Origin of the sequence: Psychrobacter sp. 1Y11, assembly GCF_052259045.1 — a bacterium.
Classification (GTDB): Bacteria; Pseudomonadota; Gammaproteobacteria; order Pseudomonadales; family Moraxellaceae; genus Psychrobacter.
In genome coordinates this window covers 13,265-33,955 of record NZ_JBQQER010000016.1, presented here as the reverse complement: position 1 = coordinate 33,955, position 20,691 = coordinate 13,265, and the positions used below count along the sequence as shown (strand labels likewise).

Here is a 20,691-nt window from a genome sequence, read left to right as displayed (position 1 = left end):
AGAGAGAGCCATTTTGTTTTATAAATAAACTTATTTAAACATCCTTAAGTCCTAGACAAGGAAGCCTACTGTGAATAAAAATATAGATAAAGAAACGAACAGTTCAGTAAGCCAGACAGTGTTGAAAAAAACATTAATAGGCGGATCATTACTAGCGCTTTTGGTCAGCTCAGGCTGCGCCACTAGCTCACTGTTAGACGACAATAGAGTCACTACCACCAGCTCTGACAAAAGCGTGCTTTCGCAAGATCAAATTATCGCTTTTGGTCGTCCCGCTACGACGTTGCCACAAATGCCGATGGCTAGTATGGTGATTGTCGGTAATAAAAACAGCTATGTGCTCAGCCAAGGCGGCACGGAGATGGTCAATTTACTCACCAATTTGACCGCCAAAAACATCCAAGTCGAAAACGATATGAGCTTTAACGTGCCGAATAATGATGGCTACTTTCAAGGACAAATGAAGCTGTCCTACGCCAAATTAAAAGATGAGTTCGATCGTAGCGACTATCAGTTCTTTTTGCAGAACGGCGGTACGGAGTGTAGCTCAGCCAGTGACATGCGTATCAACGCGCAGCGCTTCTGTTTCACTGTACCGGTTAAAGGCGCTATCTATCCACAAGTGAGCAATATCAGCATGATCCAGTCCAAATATCGTCCGCTGAGCAAGCCTTATACGGTGACTTTTTATGGTCAAAGTCAGCAGACCCGAACCACCAGTAGCGGTACGAGTACGGCGGGCAAGCTAGTACTACTGCCTTTTGCCTTAGCATTCGATGTGGTGACTTTGCCGGTGCAGATCTTAGATAGTTTATAAGTTAATAATTTATTATATTATCGGTTCAAGCAATGATTATACATAAATAAAAACTCAAGCGCTAGAGTGCGCTTGAGGTTTTATTTTATAAGACTATTAGAGGAAGCTATTTATGGTTAATAACGGGCATCTTTAGGCTTCTTAGCAGTCGGCCAATCATTGACCTTGCCCGCAAAATCAGGACGCGGCTTATGCGTGAAGAACTCTGCCACATCGACGGCGTCTTGATCGGATAGTACATTACCATGACCCCAAAGCCCTTCGGTTTGAATACCCATCGGCATATTGTACTTGACAAAAGCCGCCGCTTTGTAGGTGCGCGCCATACCTGCGCCAATATTAAAGGATTCCTCACCCCATAATGGCGGAAAGACGATATCGCCGCGAGCATCTTTAATACCTTCGCCGTTATCACCATGACAGGTCGCACACTGGGCATAGTAGATCCTCTCACCTTTTATGGGATCACCTACTAAAGTGGTGTCAACTTTCCCCGCATTATTGATATCGACCTTTTGATCTTTGGGGGTATTTTGGGCTAGCCACTTCATATAAGCGATCATCGCCAGCATTTCAGGTGACTCACGATCGAGCGGTTTACCGTTCATCGAGCGCTGAAAGCAGCCATTAATGCGAGCTTCCATATCCACCTCTTTACCTGCTCGCGGCATGACCTTTGGGTAAGTGTTATAGCTGTTAATATACGGGTCGCCCAATGGAATTTTACCTTGCGCAATATGGCAGCTATTACAGTTCATTTGCGCGCCAACATGCTCAGGCAATAACCGCTTAGTCTCGTTCAATAACCGCTTACCATAAAAAATTTCATTCGCGTTGGGCTCGTCTATGATAGCAGTATCTTGTGGCATGACATAAGTTCCGATATCTTCATTGGCGTCATCAGCCGTGACAAGCGTGTATTCAGCAGCGTTTAGATCAACGGGTTCAGGTTGACTACAGCCACTGACAACAGTGGTAAGCAAAGCCGCAGTTAGGGCAGCAATAGTAAGAGGAGGAGTTGTTTTAGATGAGAGTATTGTCATTATTTTGCTCCTTTTGCTGTCGCATCAAGGCTGAGATCTGGGGCAAAGTCCGTACCTGTTTGTGGCTTTTTGGCTAAGAAAGCACGCATTTTTACGACATCGTTGACCGTAATCTCTGGCGCTTGGTTGGTCCAGCTATTACGCACGTAGTTAACGACTTCGGCGATATCTTCATCGGCTAGATTCGTAAACTCAGGCATAGTGAAGGCCATGCGATCATGTGGAGTTTTTGGCATACGTCCGCCGCCTAGAGTGATCTGTAGCACTGAGTCAGCGTTTTTGGCATAGACTGCGCTATTGCCGTCCAGAGCTGGGAAGATCCGAGGCACCCCTTTACCATCAGCGCGATGACAGACAGTGCAATATTCAACATAGAGCAGCGCGCCGCGCGAGTCGTAGTTGCCCGATAATAACTTCTCAGTGGTGACATCTTGTTTAACAGGTAGCGTCAATTCTTTATTGGGTGCAGGAGACAAGGTTTTGAGATAGGAGGACATCGCATTGATATCGTCCTCGGTCATATATTGAGTGCTATGCTCGACTACTTCTGCCATCGCGCCAAAAGCGGCCGTGGTATCAGTGCGACCGGTTTTGAAGAAGTCATTAAGCTCCGCCACATTCCATGTGCCAAGACCACGATGCTCACCGCGAATACTTTTTGCGCGCCAGCCGTCGATGACCGCGCCGCTTAGATACTCTTCAGAGTCAGCATTGCTCAGCGCAATTTCTTGATAGCCAATCCCGCGCTCGGTATGGCATGAGCCGCAGTGTCCGGGACCTTCGATAAGATATTGGCCGCGCGTAAGTACGGCATCATCCGTCTCAGGCACAAAGTCACGCTTGCGATCGAACAGCACTTGCCAATAAGCCAGCGGCCAGCGCCAGTTAGCAACTGGTGGCAGCTCGCTTTTTAGGTTGGCTTGCTTGATAGGCTCGACAGCGGACATAAAGTAGGCATACATCGCTGCCATGTCCTCGTCAGGCATAATCTGATAAGACGGGTAAGGCATCGCCGGATATAGCGCTCTATTCCCTGGAGCTACGCCGTGTTTAACCGCGTTCTTGAAGTCATTGAAACTATAATGACCGATACCGGTGTCTTTATCAGGAGTAATGTTTGTCGAATAAATCGCCCCAAGTGGTGTTAGCATAGGCAGGCCGCCAGCATAAGTCGCGCCGCCTAAAGTAGTATGGCAAGCGACGCAGTCACCCGTACGCGCCACATATTCGCCTTTTTCAATCAAAGCAGGATCAGTGATATCAACCTCAAAGGTACTATCGCTCGTGCGTAGACTAGGTAGCAGCTGACCGATAACAAAGGCTAAAGCCAGTGCAATGAGAGCCGTGATAAGAATAATCACTGGCCATCTTTTTATAAGCCCATTTTTCATAAGCTTATCCTCCATAATAATAGAATTACCAAAACAAGGTAGGCGTTGAAATTTTATTTATATAAATAACCTAATAGCTAAAAGTAGCTATTTGAATCGTTTTTAAGATTTGTTTTTATAAAACCACATTTTTTGTAAGGATTTGAAGTTAAGAATAACATATATTCTCTATATAAAACCATATAGTTGTAAGGGATATAGTATATTGAACAAATTTCAGATAGTTAGCGCTAAATATAGAGTTTTAAGCACGAGAAAACATATAAAAGGAAGCTATAAACAAAAAAATGCCTACTAATCAGTAGGCATCTTCTTTCATAAAAAAGTCAGTTTTTAGCTCAAAGCCTATTAACTCAAAATCAGGCTATCATCGTCAATTTTTTCACCGCGGGTGCGCTCAAACATATCGAGCAAGTCATGGACCGTCATACCTTGTCGCTTTTCGCCTGCCACATCTAATACCACTTGTCCTTGATGTAGCATGACGGTGCGCGTGCCGTGCGCGAGGGCTTGCTGCATAGAGTGAGTGACCATCATTGTTGTCAAACTATTATCGGTGACGATTTTGTCGGTCAGCTCTAAGACGAAAGCGGCCGTTTTTGGGTCGAGCGCCGCGGTATGCTCATCGAGTAATAGGATCTTAGAGGGTTGCAGCGAGGCCATCAGTAAGCTGACCGCTTGACGTTGACCCCCTGATAATAGCCCCATGCGATCGGTGAGTCGATTTTCAAGCCCTAATTTCAATACCGATAGTTTTTCTCTAAACAGCTCGCGGTTATTGTGATTTAAAGCGAAGCTTAAGCCTCGTTTACCACCGCGCTTAAAAGCTAAAGCCATATTTTCTTCGATAGTCAGCGCTTCACAAGTGCCCGCCATCGGGTCTTGAAATACTCGCGCTACCCAATGCGCGCGCTGATGCGCAGACTTTTTAGTGACATCGATACCGTTAAGCAGAATAGAGCCGCTATCGACCCGCGTCGTGCCACTGACCGCATTCAGAAAAGTCGATTTGCCCGCGCCATTGGTACCGATGACCGTTACAAACTCGCCATCTGCGATATTGAGATCGATACCACGCAGTGCTGGGTTTTCGATAGGGGTGCCTGGATTGAAGGTCAGGCGTAAATCATTGGCTTGCATCATAATCGTGATTGCCTATATTGCTAGGTTTATAGTCTGCTCGCTTTAAACTCTGACTCTACGCGATAAAAACTTGGTTTTTGCTTTAGGTAATACTAGCGCTAAAACGACCAGCAGTGCCGTGATCAAATTCAGATCTTGCGGACCAAAACCAATACTGCGCAGCGTATCGCTTGATAAGGCCACTTGGATAAATAGCTTATAAAGCACTGCGCCGATAATCACGGCTAAAGTAATGAGCCAAATACGCTTAGCGGGAATAATAGTCTCGCCAATGATCACTGCTGCCAGACCGATGACGATCGTACCGATACCGATAGAGATATCCGCGCCGCCCTGCGTCTGTACAAACAGCGCCCCGGCTAAAGCAATCAAACCGTTAGAGATTGCCATACCGATGATAGTCATCCATGAGGTATTGATACCTTGAGCTTGTGCCATACGCAGATTAGAGCCGGTCGCACGCATCGATAGACCAGACTCAGTACTATAAAACCAGTCCAAAAATAGCTTGGCTAGTATCACCACGACACCGATAATCAAGCAGCGCATCCAAAAGCCATTGTCGTTCGTAACCAGTGAGCTAAAGACAGTGGTCTCACCTAAGAGTGGTAGGTTAGGCGCGCCCATAATACGCAGATTAACAGAGTACAGCGCCACCATCACAAGGATACTAGCTAGTAGCTGCAAAATACCAAGCTTGACGTGCAACCAAGCAGTGACTACGCCTGCAACTGAGCCTGCAAGCATACCAAAGGCGCAAGCGAGCCAAGGGTTGACACCTGCAACGATGGATACGCCTGCAACCGCGCCGCCCAAAGGAAAGCTACCATCAGCGGTCAAGTCGGGGAAGTCTAAGGTTCGAAAGGATATCAAGACGCCAAGGGCGACAAGACCATAGATTAGACCACTCTCAAGCGCACCAAAAAAAGCAATTAAAGACATAAGCAAATCAATAAGTCGTAACCAAGCGCTACCAAGTAATCTACATAGCGACTAAGCGGTGAATTTAACAGATCAGGCAATCTGCAGTTAGGGTAAACCAAAAGACGTTATAAACAAAAATCATCATAGACAACTCTGTCAAAATCCGACATAAACTTTAGTACAGCATAACAGCTACCAATTACAAGTAAGCCTTAGCTAAACTAAAAAAACAAGCCCAGTCTATTAAAGGATAGCTGGGCTATTTATTAACTTTAAGAGCAGTATTATAACGTCAAAATAACAAAAAGTGGCTGCTGATACTGAGTAGTTAATAATAAATTTGCTTTTAGCATTCTACATCACGACTACTGTAAGCTTATCAGCAGCGGTACAAATTATTCTACTACTTCTTTAGCTCTATCAATAACCGCTTGCGGTAAAGTAATACCTTGCTCTTGAGCGTTTTTAGGGCTGACATATAGATTCAGGTCTTGTGGGGTATAAACCGGAATAGCGCCAGGATTTTCACCATTTAAGATACGCACAACGATTTTACCGGTCTCGCGTCCTAAACTATAGTAATCGACACCCAAAGCTGCGATAGCACCGCGCTCAACGGAGCTGGTATCAGAGGCAATTAATGGGATCTTACTTTCTTTAGCGACTTGATAAAGTGCTTCATAAGCTGAGACGACATTGTTATCCGTTGAGGTATAGATCATATCGACCTTACCTTCGAGGCTACGCGCCGCCATAGCGATATCATTACTGCGAGCTGCAGGTGCTTCTAGGACATTAATGCCCATTGGCGAGAGTTTTTCTTTGAGATTTTTTAAGGTAATGGTTGAGTTGACTTCACCTGGGCTATAAACGTAGCCGACGTTCTTGAGGCTCGGGATAATTTGGCGCATCAGCTCAATTTGCGGCTCATAAGGGAGCGCATCAGAGCCGCCGGTGACATTAGTACCTGAGCCATCAAGTTTGGAGACGAGCTTTGCCTCTACTGGATCTGTTACCGCTGAGAATACTAGCGGAATAGTGCTAGTCGCCGCCGCTACTGATTGCGCTGATGGCGTACCGATAGCGACAATGACGTCGGCTTCATCAGCGACGAACTGCTTGGCAATCTGGCCGGCAGTTGCGGTATTACCTTGTGCGCTTTGGAAGTTTAGCGTTAAATTTTCACCCTCATTAAAGCCTTGTTCGGCTAGCTCATCAACCACACCTTTACGCACATCATCTAGCGCTGGATGCTCAACGATAGCAGTAATAGAGACCGATTTTGTCTCTGTAGCCACTTCACCACCAACGGCGCCATCGATAGTGTCAGGATCATCGGTTGGCGACTGGTTACAGCCGGTCAAAATAGCGGTACAAACACCGCCTAACATTAAGGCTTTGGTAAAGTTAAAACGGCTAGCTCGATTCTGATATAACATAGGTCTTACTCCTAAAGATAAAAATGTGTCCATACAACCAGTAAAGGTAGACAGGGTTATAATTGGTAGTTATTAGCAAATCCTTTACTAATTCCTATACTCAGCTTAATAATAATGCTTCAATTTATCTATTTATATACAGTGTATTAAATATGCATCGTACTAGCATCACTGGTCATCGACACTGATAGCGTTTTTTAGTACTTCGTCAGATAAAGTCACGCCTTGCGCTTGCGCATGTTTAGGACTGACATATAAAGTCAGATCATTCATCACTTGTGGTTTTACCGTTGCGACCGCTTCGTCGTTCAATACTCGGTAGACCATCTTACCAGTGACGCGGCCAAAGTCATAATCATTGACCCCAAGCGCGGCAGTGGCGCCGCGTCTGACGCTGAATTCATCAGAGGCGATCACTGGGATTTTGAGCTCGTTTGCGGCGCTTGCCATTGCTTCAAACGCTGAGACAACATTATTATCGAGCGAGGTATAGATAACATCGGCACGACCGTCTAGGCTACGAGTAGCCATCGCCACGTCAGTCGGGCGGTTGGCGGTCAGATCCAAAATATTCAGGCCACGGGCAGGAGCGGCAGCTTTGAGCTGATTAAGTACAGTGACAGAATTGGCCTCACCAGGACTATAGACATAGCCAATAGTTTTGGCTTTAGGCGCAATTTTCTGAATGAGATCTAGTTGTGGCTCGATAGGCAACTGGCTTGACAAGCCTGTGACATTAGATTGCGCAGGAACGCCGTTTTCATCGATAAGCTTGGCAGCTAAAGGATCAGAGATAGCGGTATAAATGACGGGAATCTGAGTCGTGGAAGCGACAATAGACTGCGCTGACGGCGTTGAGATAGCGACGATAGCATCTGGTAAATCACCTGCAAACTGTTTGGCAATCTGTCCGGCGGTGGCGAGATTACCTTGCGCGCTCTGAAAGTTAACCGTTAGATTTTCGCCTTCTACATAGCCGTTATCTGCTAGCTCCTCTAACAGCCCTCGTCTGATCTCATCCAATGAGGGATGCTCAACAATTTGGGTGATAGCGAGAGTCTTGGCCGGTTTTTCGCTGCTGGTAGCGGCCTCGTCTGTCGTGGTTTCGGTGGTCGAGTTTGAGCAACCTACTAAGCCAAACATACTGATGGCACTGAGAGCAGCTCCGCATAGGCTTAGGCGTAGAGGGGTAGCAATAGTCATTATCAAATTAACTCTTCGGTTGGAAAATGCAAGTCAGCTCGTTAACTCAACCACAGCGACACTTTCGGTGCTCACCTGCAACTGACTGAGATGATATAGAGGATTCATAAATATAAGTGGTTATATTATGACAGTAATGTAACGATTCGCAATAAAAAATTAGCCGATAAGTTTTATAAGTTCAAAAAACCGATAAATTATCATTCGATAAGTCGCACATTTTAGTGGTTTTATAGCTCAGTACTATAGTTCAGCACTATTAAATTTCAATAACTTTGAACAAAAATTCAGCTTTGAGATTGAATGCTATGGTCATAGAAAAGATGCCAAGCTAGGCACCTTTTCTATACTCAGTGTTTATAAAACCTAGCGTTTATGAGCTCGTAAACTTAAAAAGCTAAGCGAGCACATCACCCACCACACAAGCATCAGGCAGTGTCACTACCGTTAGCTGGGTTTTTGGATCACCGGTAGAGAGCACCATACCTTCTGAGATGCCAAATTTCATCTTGCGCGGCGCTAGATTGGTCACGCAAATGACCTTTTTACCGTTCAACTGCTCAGGCTCATAAAACTTGCGAATACCGCTAAAGACGTTACGTGGTTTGTCTTCGCCAACATCTAAAGTAAATTGCAGTAGTTTGTCAGCACCTTCGACGTGGTTGCATTCTAAAACGTGCGCCACTTTCATCTCAACTTTGCTAAAGTCCTCGATACCGATATAATCGTCTTGCACAGTGCTGTTGTCATTCTCATCTGTAGCGGCTGTTGTCTGATTTTGCGAATCGCCCAATGATGCCTTTGATGCTTCGATCATAGCGGCGACATCTTTTTCTTCGATACGCTGCATCAGCGGTTTGAACTTATTGATCTGATGACCAAGTAGCCAGTCATTACGGCTATGAAAGCTCAAATCATCTATATTTAAAAATGCTTTGGCGTTATTGGTCAGCTCAGGCAATACCGGGGCGAGATAAACCATCAATTGACGGAAGATATTAATCGCCACCGAGCAGACGTCTTGTACTTCTTGCTCGGTACCTTCCTGCTTGGCTAGCGACCAAGGTTTTTTCTCATCGATATACTCGTTGGCTTTGTCCGCGCACTGCATAATCAGACGCATCGCGCGTGAGAACTCGCGATTCTCGTATGCCGCGGCAATCTCATCACCAGTCTTGGTAATGTCTTCTAATAGTTTTGGCTCCGCGCAAACCTCAGTGAGCATTCCATCATATTTTTTGACAATAAATCCGGCACTACGGCTAGCGATATTGACTACTTTGCCGACTAAATCGGAGTTGACCTTTTGCATAAAGTCTTCAAGATCTAAGTTAATATCTTCCACTTTATCCGATAATTTACTGGCAAAGTAATAGCGCAAGTACTCAGGATGCAAATGCTCAGCGTAAGTCTCAGCCTTGATAAAAGTGCCGCGCGACTTACTCATCTTCTCACCATTGACCATTAAAAAGCCATGAGCAAAGACGCCAGTAGGGGTACGGAATTCGCTACCCGCTAGCATCGCCGGCCAAAACAGCGCATGGAAATAAACGATGTCTTTACCAATGAAATGATAAACTTCCGTTTTATGCTCATTCTCCGCTGCCCAGTAACGATCAAAGTCTAGTGCCTTGTCCGTACCTGCGCGCTTATCGCAAAGGTTTTGAAAGCTTGCCATATAGCCGACAGGCGCATCAAGCCAGACATAAAAGTATTTATCCGGCTCGCCCTCAGGGGTATCGGGTATCTTAAAGCCAAAGTAGGGCGCATCCCGCGAGATATCCCAGCTGGCAAGACCAGCATCGAACCACTCTTGTAGTTTATTGGCGACTGAGGGCTGTAGACGCTTATCACTGCGCGTCCAGTCTTTTAAGAACTGCTCAAACCCTGGCAAATCAAAAAAGTAATGCTTAGAGACTTTGAGCACAGGCGTAGCATCGGATAGAGTAGAGCGCGGGTTTTTGAGCTCAGTGGCATCATAAGTGGTGCCGCAAACCTCACAGTTGTCGCCGTACTGATCGGCCGACCCACATTCAGGGCATTCACCTTTAACAAATCTATCAGCCAAAAATAGCTGCTTTTCAGGATCAAACAATTGCTCGACATCACGGGTAGAGATGTGACCGGCGCTATTGAGACGACGATAAATCAGTTCTGAGTAGTGTTTATTTTCAGCGGAGTGAGTGCTGTGATAATTATCAAACTCAATCAAAAACTTAGTAAAGTCAGCTTCGTGTGAGGCTTTGACCGAGGCGATCTGCTCCTCTGGAGTGATGCCGTTATCTTCAGCCTTTAGCATAATTGCCGTACCATGAGCATCATCGGCGCAAACATAAGTGACTTGATGGCCTTGCGCCTTCATCGCCCGCGCCCAAATGTCAGTTTGGATATATTCTACGAGATGGCCTAAATGAATATAGCCATTAGCGTAAGGCAGGGCACTAGTTACTAAAATTTCACGCACTTTTATCACCTTTGTTATTCGATATAAATGGGTTGGTTATCTCACGACTCGACTTTTCAAGCTTTATAGCTATCCACCATAATGATGAGATATTTGTAAATTAAAAATTTTGTCTATGATACCGTAAATCTATCATTTATGTGATAGTGCTTAGTAATTATCTAAACAACCTGCCCTAATCTTGGCGTTAGCCATAACGCTCAGGCTTAGCCATCATTTGATCTATCTTTATAATGATTAAAGCCTACTTAGTACTTTACTAAATAGGCTAGTAGCGTCAGGACAATCTTTCTCTATTTTGGTAACAAACAGCGTTAAAACGAGCCAAACAAGGTACCCAAAATAATGATCGAAACGACAGCGCACAATGGGATAACCATAGTGACCATAGCGACGTTGAGATAAGACTGTTTATGGGTTAAACCACAAATCGCAAGCAAGGTGATGACCGCGCCGCTATGCGGTAGCGTATCGAGACCGCCAGCTGCCATTACCGCTACACGGTGCATCAGCTCAGGATCGATGCCAGCGGCTAGCGCCATCTGCAAATAATCTTCGCCTAGAGTCGATAGCGCGATACTCAAACCGCCAGAGGAAGAGCCGGTGATACCAGCGAGCGTGGTCATCGCCACCGCTTCTGAGATCAATGGATTATCCGGGCTTAGATTAAGAATGCTATCGCGAATGATAAGGAAGCCAGCAAGAGAGGCAATCACCGCACCATAACCGACTTCTGAGGCGGTATTAAAGATAGGTAGCATCGAGTCGTAAGTACCGCGGTTGATGGTTTTTTGTAGATCATTCCAGTGACCTATACGCAATACGATCAGTACCAAACAAGCGATCACCAATGAGATGATAATCGACCAAAGCCCAAGCGAGCCGGCGATATTTAAATCAGGGAACTGCGTTTGAATGGCCTCAAAATTCATCGATGGAAAGATCGCATAAGTCAAGATAGCGTTAAGCCCAATCACTAGCACGAGCGGTATCATTGCCACGGTGAACGAGGTCTGATGCGTACTACGCGCCTCAAGTGTGCTAGCAAGATTGCTCTGAGCGACATTGGTTTGAGCGCTATGACTTGCAGGGTCGTCTTTAGAAACGGCTACTTGTTTGGCATCAATACCACCAACCCCGATATCGTCATCATGTTGACCGTAGCCTTCGCCTGCGGCACTGGCTTTTTTGGCCCGTGATTGCAACCACCACCAACCAAGTACAAACATAATCGTACCGCCGATGATACCTAATACAGGAGCAGCAAAGACGTTAGTATTGTAATAAGGAATCGGAATGGCGTTTTGAATGGCTGGAGTGCCTGGTAGGGCAGTCATCGTAAAAGTAAACGAGCCTAAAGCAATAGCAGCAGGAATCAGGCGTTTAGGGATATCAGCGGCTTTAAATAAATCCTTGGCAATAGGATAGATAGCAAATGCCACGACAAATAGCGAGACACCGCCATAAGTCAAAATAGCGCAGACTAAGATCACCGCAAGGATGGCTTTACTCGCGCCTAGCTTTCTAACCACCGTATCAGCAATCGCTGTCGCTGCCCCTGAGTCAGCCATCAAACGCCCAAACAGCGCCCCTAATAAGAATATCGGAAAGAATTTGAGTAAAAATCCACTCAAGGCGCCCATGAAGACATCAGTGTAGGCGGGAATACTACTTAGGAAGTCGCCGGATAACAGGACGGCTAAGGTCGCCATAATCGGCGCTAAAATCAGTACTGAATATCCCCGATAAGCGAAGAACATCAGTAGTAGCAAGGTAATAACAATAGCAAAGGTACTAAACATAACAGCCTCTCCTTGGCATAAAAAATAATGAGTAAGATATACTCACTGCTAACTGAAATAATTATTGAGTAGAGAATAGAGTCAAAAAGCGAATTAGGGGCAGTGAGCTATGACTTAATACTGCTATCGTTATGAGCTGCTACAACTAATTATTACGGCTTAAGGTTTTTCTCTAGGCGCTATCAAATTATTATGGTAAGTTAGCATAATCTTTTTAAATAAGATATAACGATATGATACGTATCTTTTTATTGAAATATACTTAGCGTTTAACTTTTAGTGATAAGTCTATGATTTTTAAAATAAAAGAAAACGTAAGGGATTATCGAAAATAAATGAAAAAAAAGCTTAAAGGAGATAAGCATGAGTCAATCAAAAGTGTATAACAGTGCCAAGAGCGCTCTAGAAGACATCGTCAAAGATGGTCAAACCCTTGCTATTGGTGGCTTTGGGCTATGCGGTATACCCGAGTCGTTAATCGCCGCGCTACGTGATAGTGGCGTCAAAGGCTTAACTTGTATCAGTAATAACGCCGGCGTCGATGACTTCGGCCTAGGGCTGCTGCTACAAACACGGCAAATTAAAAAAATGATCTCATCTTACGTGGGGGAGAATAAAGAGTTCGAGCGTCAATACTTAGCAGGCGAGCTTGAGGTTGAGCTGACTCCGCAAGGCACGCTCGCCGAAAAGCTACGCGCAGGCGGTGCCGGTATTCCAGCGTTTTATACGGCGACTGGTGTCGGCACTTTAGTTAGCGAGGGTAAAGAGACGCGAGATTTTGAGGGTCGTACTTACGTGCTTGAGCATTCTTTAACTGCCGATGTCTCCCTTATCAAAGCGCAAAAAGCTGACAAAGCTGGCAATCTTATCTTTAATAAAACTGCCCGTAACTTCAACCCAGATTGTGCGATGGCTGGTAAAATCACGATTGCTGAGGTCGAAGAGATTGTGGAGATCGGCGCACTGGATCCTGATGAGATTCATCTACCGGGCATCTTTGTGCAGCGTATTGTGCTCAACAGTACGCCTGAAAAGCGCATCGAAAAAACTACTGTCAAAGCGGCTGAGAGCGCTTAAATAAACGCTTTAGAGCAAATCTAACAGTGTAATAGTAGCTTACAGAAAATAAATTAAAGAAAGCAGCTTTAAAAAAGTAATATAAAAAGGAGTACGACATGGCATGGACAAGAGAGCAGATGGCACAGCGGGCAGCGCAAGAGCTAGAAGATGGCTACTACGTAAATTTAGGTATCGGCCTGCCAACCTTAGTAGCGAATTATATCCCTGAGGGAATGGATGTTTGGCTACAGTCTGAGAATGGCCTATTAGGTATTGGCGAGTTTCCAACCGAAGATAACGTCGATGCAGATTTAATCAATGCCGGCAAGCAAACGGTTACCGCAGCTTCTGGCGCTAGCTATTTTGGTAGCTCTGATTCCTTTGCGATGATACGCGGCGGGCATGTCAATCTTGCCATATTAGGCGCCATGGAAGTCTCAGAGCAGGGTGATTTGGCCAACTGGATGATCCCCAAAAAGATGGTTAAAGGTATGGGCGGCGCGATGGATTTGGTTGCCGGCGTACAGCGGGTGATTGTGTTGATGGAACAAGTCAATAAACATGGTGATCCTAAGATTTTATCTGAGTGCCAACTGCCTTTGACGGGTAAAGGCGTGGTCGATCGCATCATTACTGAGCTTGCGGTGTTGGACGTCACTGATAACGGCTTACAGCTGGTTGAGCTGGCCGATGGCGTCAGCTTTGCTGAGCTGCAAGAAAAGACGCCAGTAGCCATTGCTCAGTAGCTATTTTTCAGTCGTTATAATGCGATAGCTAAAACCAACAACTACTGCTCAATAAAAATCAAAAGCAGTATTTAATAACAAGGGATGTGGTATGGCAACACAGTTACAACAGGATTTGAGCGCTAAAGTGGCATTAGTGACCGGCTCAGCTAGCGGTATCGGCCGAGATATTGCAGAAACTTATGCCAAGGCAGGCGCGGCCGTCGGTATTGCCGATATTGATCTTGATGCCGCCCAGCAAACCGTTGATGCGATTAAAGCGGCAGGCGGCAAGGCGTTAGCCATTGAGATGGATGTGACGTCAGAGTCCGGTGTCAATGCTGGCGTACAACAGCTAGTAGATACTTTTGGCGGCATCGATATATTGGTCTCAAACGCCGGTATTCAAATCATCGATCCGATCAACAACATGGCGTTTGCGGATTGGAAAAAAATGCTCGCTATTCATTTAGATGGTGCGTTTTTGACCACTAAAGCGGCCATTCAGCACATGTATAAAGACGACAAGGGCGGCACCGTTATCTATATGGGCTCTGTGCACTCGCATGAAGCTTCACTATATAAAGCCCCTTATGTGACGTCCAAGCATGGTCTGTTGGGACTTTGCCGCGTACTGGCAAAAGAGGGCGCAAAGCATAATGTGCGCGCGCACGTGATTTGCCCAGGATTTGTCAAAACGCCGTTAGTTGAAAAACAAATCCCGCAGCAAGCCGCTGAAAAGAACATTAGTGAAGCCGAAGTGGTCAACGATATTATGCTCGTTAATACGGTGGATAAAGAGTTTACGACCGTGGATGATATTGCCCAGTTGGCGCTGTTTTTAGCGGCGTTTCCAACCAACGTGTTTACTGGTCAGTCCATCGTCGCCAGTCATGGTTGGTTTATGAACTGATGGTTTACGCTATCGCCTCTTGATTTAACCGTCATACGCTTGCTAATAAAAGGGTAATCTATTAGCATCTAATACCTATTCATTGGAGCCAATACTATTCATACTATTGGCTCTTTTTTGTGATGGTAAGCGCATCGTTTAGGCTGCTTGGAGCAGAATAATGCATAATGAAGCTTTTGCGTTAAAGATAAGTAGTGCTATTGATCAGCAACAATATGATAAAGCAGCCGATCAGGTTGAAGCGCTACGTCCTATTGATATCGCGGATATACTCGCGTTAATCAATCCTAGTTCTGCTTGGCAACTACTTGAGCGCTTGCCAAATCGCTCGACGATTTTTTCTTATCTCGACGCTGATGCTCAGGTTGCTATGGCGCTCAAACTGCCTCGAGAGCAGATGGCAAAGCTGGTGGGCGAGATGCCAGCAGATGAGCGCACCGATCTCTACAAGCGCCTCAATCAGCAGCAACGAGACGCCTTGCTTCCGGCTTTAGCACAAGCGCAGCGAGAGGATATTCGCAGGCTTGCCGCATATGCGGAGCGTACCGCTGGGGCATTGATGACCTCAGATTATGCCACCTTAAGCGCGCAGATGACGGTCAAAAAGGCGCTAGAAGCTCTACGCCTAGAAGCGCCTGATGCCGAGACGATTTATCATGCTTATGTCATCGACAAGGGGCGCCGTCTGCAAGGAGTAGTGTCCTTGCGAGTGCTCATATTAGCAGCACCTGAGCAGCTTATCAGTGATCTGATGGTCACCGATCCGGTGTCTTGTAATGTTAATGATGATCAAGAAGATGTGGCAAAAGTGGTCGCTCGTTATGATTTGATTGCCTTGCCTATTATCGATGATCTAGGCGCATTAGTCGGTATTGTCACTCATGACGATGCAATGGATGTGGCAAGCGATGAGGCAACCGATGACTTCCACAAGTCTGGCGGTGTTTCAACCATGGTAGGGCGTTTAAAAGATGCAAGCATTACTGTCTTATATCGCAAGCGCGTCTTTTGGCTAGTATTCTTAATATTTGGTAATCTATTATCAGGATTTAGTATTGCCAATTTTGAAGATGTCATTGCTGCAAACTTAGTCTTAGTCTTCTTTTTACCTTTACTCGTCGATAGCGGCGGTAACGCCGGCTCGCAGTCAGCGACTTTGATGGTGAGGGCGCTTGCAACAGGTGATGTGGTGATGCGCGACTGGTTTTCACTGTTAGGGCGAGAAGCCTTAGTGGCTTTACTACTTGGCGCTACAATGGCAGTGGCAGTCGCGGTTATTGGCTATATTCGCGGTGATCTTATAGTCTCGATCGTGCTAGCGCTAAGTATGGTTTCGGTGGTACTAATTGGTAGTGTGATTGGTATGAGTCTGCCTTTTGTGCTTAATAAACTAGGCTTTGACCCCGCGACGGCGAGCGCGCCTTTGATTACCTCGATAAGCGATGCCTCAGGCGTCCTTATTTATTTATTTATTGCGTCGAAGTTTTTGGCTATAGGCTAGTATGAACGACCAGTGCGTAAAGTTTAGTGAGCTTAGAAGCTTCTAGCTTATAAAAACAGTAGCGATGACGGTATAATGACACTACATACTTATAAAAACGATATAGGCTATTATGTTTAACTTTATGAAGAAAAACCCCAAGCCTGAAACACCGCAGCAGCAAGCGCAGCGTGATAGCGCGGTTGACAAGGCACTGCTTAGTTATCATGTCGGTGATGTGAGTATCGCGACTATGGTTACTGGCCTTGAGCGTAATGATAATGAGCTAACGTTAGACTTGCGTTTGCCGCACAGTAGCGATCCTGAGATGATTCAGCAAGAGCTTGGGCAACTATTACGGCCTCACGGTATTGAGGTCATTCACATGAATGTACGCTTGCCCGCGCCGCCCAAAGCCTCTAGCGCTAGTTTGCCCAAATCAGCGGCTACTCCTATGCCAAAAACGACGGATGCGATGGCAAGTAAACAAAGCGCTACTGCTGATTCAAAGCCCACTAGCGGCGATGCAGAGGTGCCTATCAGTAAAGCCGCTCCCACCCAAGCCTCTTTAGCCGCGCATCCGCGTATTCGTCACATCATCGTCGTGGCCTCAGGTAAAGGCGGCGTCGGTAAATCGACAACCACCGTCAATATCGCCTTGGCACTACAGAAATTAGGTCATAAGGTTGGGATACTTGATGCCGACATTTATGGTCCTAGTATGCCAACGATGCTTGGGGTTGCCGATATTAAGCCTGAACTTGAAAACGATCAGTTCGTTCCGGTCGAGGCGCGCGGCTTAGCAATGCTCTCTATCGGTAGTTTGCTCGATGGCGATAATACTCCGGTAGCTTGGCGCGGCCCCAAAGCGACGGGCGCGCTGATGCAGCTCTATAATCAAACCAACTGGCCGCAGCTCGATTACTTAGTGATCGACATGCCACCTGGTACTGGTGATATTCAGCTCACGCTTGCTCAGCGTATACCAGTGACTGGCGCGGTGATTGTCACTACCCCGCAGCATATCGCTTTACTTGATGCGCAAAAAGGTATTGAGATGTTTAATAAGACCAATATTCCAGTCTTGGGTGTGGTTGAAAACATGGCGCTACACACTTGTAGCAACTGTCAGCATACCGAAGCCATCTTCGGTAAGGGAGGCGGAGAGATGATCGCCGAGCAGTACCAGGTACCACTATTAGGACAGTTGCCATTAGCTAGTGGTATTCGCGCGCAAGTGGATAAAGGCGAGCCAAGTGTGTTGGCAGAGGATGAGTTTGCGACTTATTATGTAAACATTGCCAAAAATATCGAAGCGAATATCGCTAAGTTTGCTAGACCTGTTAATGATAAACGGATATTTTAACCGTTTTCAATGATTTCTATCGATAATTAAATAGCCTAAGCGGAAATAGGTCTTAAAGTACTTTTATTTTCAAAAAGGGAATTTTGTGAGCGTATCTATTTATCAAAATCACTTAGAGGGTGCGCCTAAGCAGTATAAGTTATTAAAAATGCTGCGTCCGCCCGTGTATGAGATTGAGTTATCAAATAACCAATTGATTGGCGTTTGCTACTATAAAGATGGTAGTAGCAAGCGCTATCAGGTTAATGCTAACTTTAGTAACCGCCGAATGGTGATTGCTGATTTCTTGCTAGCAGTAGAGGCAATGGCGGCTTTATTGTTAAAGTTTCCCAAACATCCTTTTGGGACAAATGCTTTTGCTGTAGCAAATGTGACGCAAGAGTTGGCCGATGGACTAACTGTGATAGAGGTTAAAGCTATTAGAGAAGCCATTTGGGCTGCATCAAGGCAGGCAAAAAGAATAGTGATAAGTACCGCAGTTGCCTATCAAGGACAGCCAGTCTCTCAATAACATTTGGCTAGGATGCCAGCTAATGAGTCAAAAACGTAACCAACAACACTTGCAACATTCAACCGTCCATTCTAAGCCCGCTCAGCTTGACGCGCTTATCGACAATGGACAACCGCAGTTTGGTGTTTTCTCAACAGTTAAACATATCAACTATCTCGACTATTACAGTCCGCTAATCTCGCAAAAACCATTATCGAACTGGCGCAAAGACCTCAAGGCCAATCAATTCTGCTTTATCCAAATTATTGAACCGCCTTTTAGAGTTTGTTTTGCACTGGCAACGATTAAGATTGCTACTAGTGCCTTCGTTTATATTTACAATGAGGAGACTGAGCAGTTAGAGATTGGTGAAGCTTTGCAGCCAATCACCCGCCGCAGTGAATTTAAAGGCGACCACTATCAAGGGCAGATGTCTTTTAGTCATAGTAAGCTTAGCCTAACGCTAGATTTTACCCCTGAACAAGTGAGTATCGAGCTTGATAGCCATTATCTAACAGCCAATGCAAACTTAGAGCGTCAGCAGCAACCGCTAGCGATATGTACACCAACGGGTAGGCGCGGTTGGACTTTTACGCAAAAAGAGCCGTTGAGCGCTACCACCGGCGAGATAACTATCAAAGCTGGTGCAAAGATAACCGCTGATGGTCAGCAGCATAAAATTGAACTGACTAAGACAACGAGAGCCAATTTAGATTGGACACTGGGCTATATGCGTCATGAGACCAATTGGTTTTGGAGTTGTGTCAATAGTTATCTAACAGATGGCAGGCATTTTTTATTGAATCTGTCTATGGGCGTTAACGAGACAGGCATGAGCGAAAATGCTTGCTGGCTCGATGGTGAGATTTTTTATCTGCCACCAGTACTATTTGAGCGTAAAGGTACTGACGACTTATCCGTAGATATCTGGCACATTTATCATCGAAACTTGGGCTGGAGCAGTGTTGATATCGATTTAACTTTCACGCCGATTAGAGTCTATAAAAAGAGAGATAATTTCGGTATGGTCGCTAGTATCTTTGAGCAGTGGCTAGGAGAGTACAGTGGGGAGATACGCTTAGCCGGGAAAGTGATACGCTTAGATAAGGTATTAGGGCTAGCAGAAGATCACTTTGCTAAATGGTAATGCCTGACTCTAGCTGAATGTAGAGTGGATACTTTTATCTAGCGTAAAGCCTATAATTTGACTCCTCAACTGCGTATAATCATCGCTACCGAAATATCTATCATAAACACTATAAATACTGTTAAGGATAAAAATGTCTATCAAATCTGACCGCTGGATCCGTGAAATGGCTGAAAATCAGCAGATGATTGAGCCATTTGAAGCCGGGCAAGTGCGCTTCAATGACGAAGGCGAGCGCCTCATCAGCTATGGTACTTCAAGCTACGGTTATGATGTGCGCTGCGCTCCTGAGTTCAAAGTCTTTACTAACGTACACTCAGTCGTCGTCGATCCCAAAAACTTCGATGAAAAAAGCTTTATCGATATCGTTGGTGATGAGTGTATCATTCCGCCAAACTCCTTTGCGCTAGCCCGCACTGTGGAATACTTTCGCATCCCGCGTGATGTGCTGACGATCTGCTTAGGTAAATCGACTTACGCGCGCTGCGGTATCATCGTCAATGTCACGCCGCTAGAGCCTGAGTGGGAAGGGCATGTGACTTTAGAATTTAGTAATACCACCAATTTGCCGGCGCGTATTTATGCCGGTGAAGGCGTCGCGCAAATGTTGTTTTTCCAGAGCGACGCCGATGATGTCTGCGAGACCAGCTACAAAGATCGCGGCGGTAAATACCAAGGTCAGCGCGGGGTGACCTTGCCTAGGACTTAGTATTAACTAAAACGAATGCTCAGCCAAAAAAACGGAGCCTTATAGATAGGCTCCGTTTTTCTATAGTCATCATATTTTACTTTAAGTGAATTACTTCAACACTTTTAAACCTGCCTTATTATCGCGTTTCGGTCTAGGAGCAGCGGCTTTTGGTTTATTCGATACCGCGCTAGTCTCTTCTTCAGGCTCATAGTTATCGTATTCATTTGGATCAAAGAACATCCCTTGTGAGTTCTCTTTGGCATAAATACCAAGTACCGCTGGTAGTGGCACCCAAATCTCCTGCGATACCCCGCCAAAACGCGCACTAAAATGTATGTAATCATTTTCCATACTCATATTACCGGTGGCACGACTGGCAATATTGAGCACGATACGTCCATCTTGCACATGTTCAGTAGGTATTTGCACATTTTCAGCCGTGGCATCGACCATCAAGTAAGGTGTTAGCGCATTATCTTCTATCCACTGGTAAATAGCGCGTATCATATAAGGACGCGTTGGGGTAATAGCGATCGGATTATCACTCATTTTTTATTCCTCTACTGATATTTTACAAAATAATACTAACAAGTA

Annotated in this window: 18 protein-coding genes; 9 read left to right on the top strand and 9 right to left on the bottom strand. The window is 45.5% G+C overall.

The features are described 5' to 3' along the window. Window positions 1–70 precede the first annotated feature (70 nt). Window positions 71–817, top strand: coding sequence for a YidX family protein (locus ACTXGJ_RS11855; RefSeq protein WP_443566075.1), 747 nt, complete (start codon window positions 71–73; stop codon window positions 815–817). A 116-nt stretch (window positions 818–933) separates the two neighbouring features. Here ACTXGJ_RS11855 and ACTXGJ_RS11850 read toward each other — a convergent pair whose 3' ends face one another. The 8 genes from ACTXGJ_RS11850 to ACTXGJ_RS11815 all read right to left on the bottom strand — a co-directional run bounded on the left by ACTXGJ_RS11850 (window position 934) and on the right by ACTXGJ_RS11815 (window position 12,226). After that, entirely contained in the window at window positions 934–1,860 is a 927-nt protein-coding gene (locus ACTXGJ_RS11850; protein ID WP_439244461.1) for a c-type cytochrome, read from the bottom strand. Further along, complete coding sequence (locus tag ACTXGJ_RS11845) at window positions 1,860–3,251, bottom strand: cytochrome c (RefSeq protein ID WP_439244463.1); 1,392 nt, start codon at window positions 3,249–3,251, stop codon at window positions 1,860–1,862. Before ACTXGJ_RS11845 ends, ACTXGJ_RS11850 begins: the two co-directional genes overlap by 1 nt. Before the next feature lie 348 nt (window positions 3,252–3,599). After that, the gene (locus tag ACTXGJ_RS11840) at window positions 3,600–4,394 is read right to left on the bottom strand and encodes an ABC transporter ATP-binding protein (protein WP_439244465.1); all 795 of its coding nucleotides are present in this window, start codon (window positions 4,392–4,394) and stop codon (window positions 3,600–3,602) included. A 42-nt stretch (window positions 4,395–4,436) separates the two neighbouring features. Further along, window positions 4,437–5,336: an ABC transporter permease gene (locus tag ACTXGJ_RS11835; RefSeq protein WP_439244467.1), complete on the bottom strand. Its 900-nt coding sequence runs from the start codon at window positions 5,334–5,336 to the stop codon at window positions 4,437–4,439. A 377-nt stretch (window positions 5,337–5,713) separates the two neighbouring features. Beyond that, the gene (locus ACTXGJ_RS11830; protein ID WP_443566074.1) at window positions 5,714–6,757 is read right to left on the bottom strand and encodes an ABC transporter substrate-binding protein; all 1,044 of its coding nucleotides are present in this window, start codon (window positions 6,755–6,757) and stop codon (window positions 5,714–5,716) included. A 168-nt stretch (window positions 6,758–6,925) separates the two neighbouring features. Then, on the bottom strand, window positions 6,926–7,900 hold the full coding sequence (locus ACTXGJ_RS11825; RefSeq protein ID WP_443566083.1) for an ABC transporter substrate-binding protein: 975 nt from the start codon (window positions 7,898–7,900) through the stop codon (window positions 6,926–6,928). Window positions 7,901–8,357: 457 nt separating this feature from the next. Then, window positions 8,358–10,424: a methionine--tRNA ligase gene (gene metG, locus ACTXGJ_RS11820; RefSeq protein WP_439244469.1), complete on the bottom strand. Its 2,067-nt coding sequence runs from the start codon at window positions 10,422–10,424 to the stop codon at window positions 8,358–8,360. Window positions 10,425–10,738: 314 nt separating this feature from the next. Next, window positions 10,739–12,226 (bottom strand): GntP family permease, encoded by a 1,488-nt coding sequence (locus ACTXGJ_RS11815; RefSeq protein ID WP_439244470.1) that lies wholly within the window; start codon window positions 12,224–12,226, stop codon window positions 10,739–10,741. Between the two features lie 363 nt (window positions 12,227–12,589). On the opposite strand from ACTXGJ_RS11815, the gene ACTXGJ_RS11810 reads away from it, so the two are divergent. From ACTXGJ_RS11810 to dcd, 8 genes are all read left to right on the top strand, one after another. Continuing rightward, the gene (locus tag ACTXGJ_RS11810; RefSeq protein ID WP_443566073.1) at window positions 12,590–13,303 is read left to right on the top strand and encodes a CoA transferase subunit A; all 714 of its coding nucleotides are present in this window, start codon (window positions 12,590–12,592) and stop codon (window positions 13,301–13,303) included. A gap of 98 nt (window positions 13,304–13,401) precedes the next feature. After that, on the top strand, window positions 13,402–14,031 hold the full coding sequence (locus ACTXGJ_RS11805) for a CoA transferase subunit B (RefSeq protein ID WP_439244473.1): 630 nt from the start codon (window positions 13,402–13,404) through the stop codon (window positions 14,029–14,031). A 91-nt stretch (window positions 14,032–14,122) separates the two neighbouring features. Continuing rightward, window positions 14,123–14,923, top strand: coding sequence for a 3-hydroxybutyrate dehydrogenase (locus ACTXGJ_RS11800; protein ID WP_443566072.1), 801 nt, complete (start codon window positions 14,123–14,125; stop codon window positions 14,921–14,923). Window positions 14,924–15,083: 160 nt separating this feature from the next. Then, window positions 15,084–16,424: a magnesium transporter gene (gene mgtE / locus ACTXGJ_RS11795; protein ID WP_443566071.1), complete on the top strand. Its 1,341-nt coding sequence runs from the start codon at window positions 15,084–15,086 to the stop codon at window positions 16,422–16,424. Window positions 16,425–16,536: 112 nt separating this feature from the next. Continuing rightward, complete coding sequence (apbC, locus tag ACTXGJ_RS11790) at window positions 16,537–17,769, top strand: iron-sulfur cluster carrier protein ApbC (protein ID WP_443566070.1); 1,233 nt, start codon at window positions 16,537–16,539, stop codon at window positions 17,767–17,769. 85 nt (window positions 17,770–17,854) lie between these two features. Beyond that, window positions 17,855–18,280 (top strand): hypothetical protein, encoded by a 426-nt coding sequence (locus ACTXGJ_RS11785; protein ID WP_443566069.1) that lies wholly within the window; start codon window positions 17,855–17,857, stop codon window positions 18,278–18,280. A 22-nt stretch (window positions 18,281–18,302) separates the two neighbouring features. Continuing rightward, complete coding sequence (locus ACTXGJ_RS11780; protein ID WP_443566068.1) at window positions 18,303–19,406, top strand: DUF2804 domain-containing protein; 1,104 nt, start codon at window positions 18,303–18,305, stop codon at window positions 19,404–19,406. A gap of 133 nt (window positions 19,407–19,539) precedes the next feature. Then, window positions 19,540–20,115, top strand: a complete 576-nt coding sequence (dcd, locus tag ACTXGJ_RS11775) for a dCTP deaminase (protein WP_439244484.1) — start codon at window positions 19,540–19,542, stop codon at window positions 20,113–20,115. A gap of 90 nt (window positions 20,116–20,205) precedes the next feature. On the opposite strand, the gene ACTXGJ_RS11770 is transcribed toward dcd, so the two are convergent. Beyond that, window positions 20,206–20,646: a ClpXP protease specificity-enhancing factor gene (locus ACTXGJ_RS11770; protein ID WP_439244486.1), complete on the bottom strand. Its 441-nt coding sequence runs from the start codon at window positions 20,644–20,646 to the stop codon at window positions 20,206–20,208. Window positions 20,647–20,691 lie beyond the last annotated feature (45 nt).

Coding starts and splice junctions, on each gene's coding strand:
- ACTXGJ_RS11850 (WP_439244461.1), bottom strand. CDS start 1,860: ATGACAATACTCTCATCTAAAACAACTCCTCCTCTTACTATTGCTGCC.
- ACTXGJ_RS11845 (WP_439244463.1), bottom strand. CDS start 3,251: ATGAAAAATGGGCTTATAAAAAGATGGCCAGTGATTATTCTTATCACG.
- ACTXGJ_RS11840 (WP_439244465.1), bottom strand. CDS start 4,394: ATGATGCAAGCCAATGATTTACGCCTGACCTTCAATCCAGGCACCCCT.
- ACTXGJ_RS11835 (WP_439244467.1), bottom strand. CDS start 5,336: ATGTCTTTAATTGCTTTTTTTGGTGCGCTTGAGAGTGGTCTAATCTAT.
- ACTXGJ_RS11830 (WP_443566074.1), bottom strand. CDS start 6,757: ATGTTATATCAGAATCGAGCTAGCCGTTTTAACTTTACCAAAGCCTTA.
- ACTXGJ_RS11825 (WP_443566083.1), bottom strand. CDS start 7,900: ATGTTTGGCTTAGTAGGTTGCTCAAACTCGACCACCGAAACCACGACA.
- ACTXGJ_RS11815 (WP_439244470.1), bottom strand. CDS start 12,226: ATGTTTAGTACCTTTGCTATTGTTATTACCTTGCTACTACTGATGTTC.
- ACTXGJ_RS11810 (WP_443566073.1), top strand. CDS start 12,590: ATGAGTCAATCAAAAGTGTATAACAGTGCCAAGAGCGCTCTAGAAGAC.
- ACTXGJ_RS11805 (WP_439244473.1), top strand. CDS start 13,402: ATGGCATGGACAAGAGAGCAGATGGCACAGCGGGCAGCGCAAGAGCTA.
- ACTXGJ_RS11800 (WP_443566072.1), top strand. CDS start 14,123: ATGGCAACACAGTTACAACAGGATTTGAGCGCTAAAGTGGCATTAGTG.
- mgtE (WP_443566071.1), top strand. CDS start 15,084: ATGCATAATGAAGCTTTTGCGTTAAAGATAAGTAGTGCTATTGATCAG.
- apbC (WP_443566070.1), top strand. CDS start 16,537: ATGTTTAACTTTATGAAGAAAAACCCCAAGCCTGAAACACCGCAGCAG.
- ACTXGJ_RS11780 (WP_443566068.1), top strand. CDS start 18,303: ATGAGTCAAAAACGTAACCAACAACACTTGCAACATTCAACCGTCCAT.
- dcd (WP_439244484.1), top strand. CDS start 19,540: ATGTCTATCAAATCTGACCGCTGGATCCGTGAAATGGCTGAAAATCAG.
- ACTXGJ_RS11770 (WP_439244486.1), bottom strand. CDS start 20,646: ATGAGTGATAATCCGATCGCTATTACCCCAACGCGTCCTTATATGATA.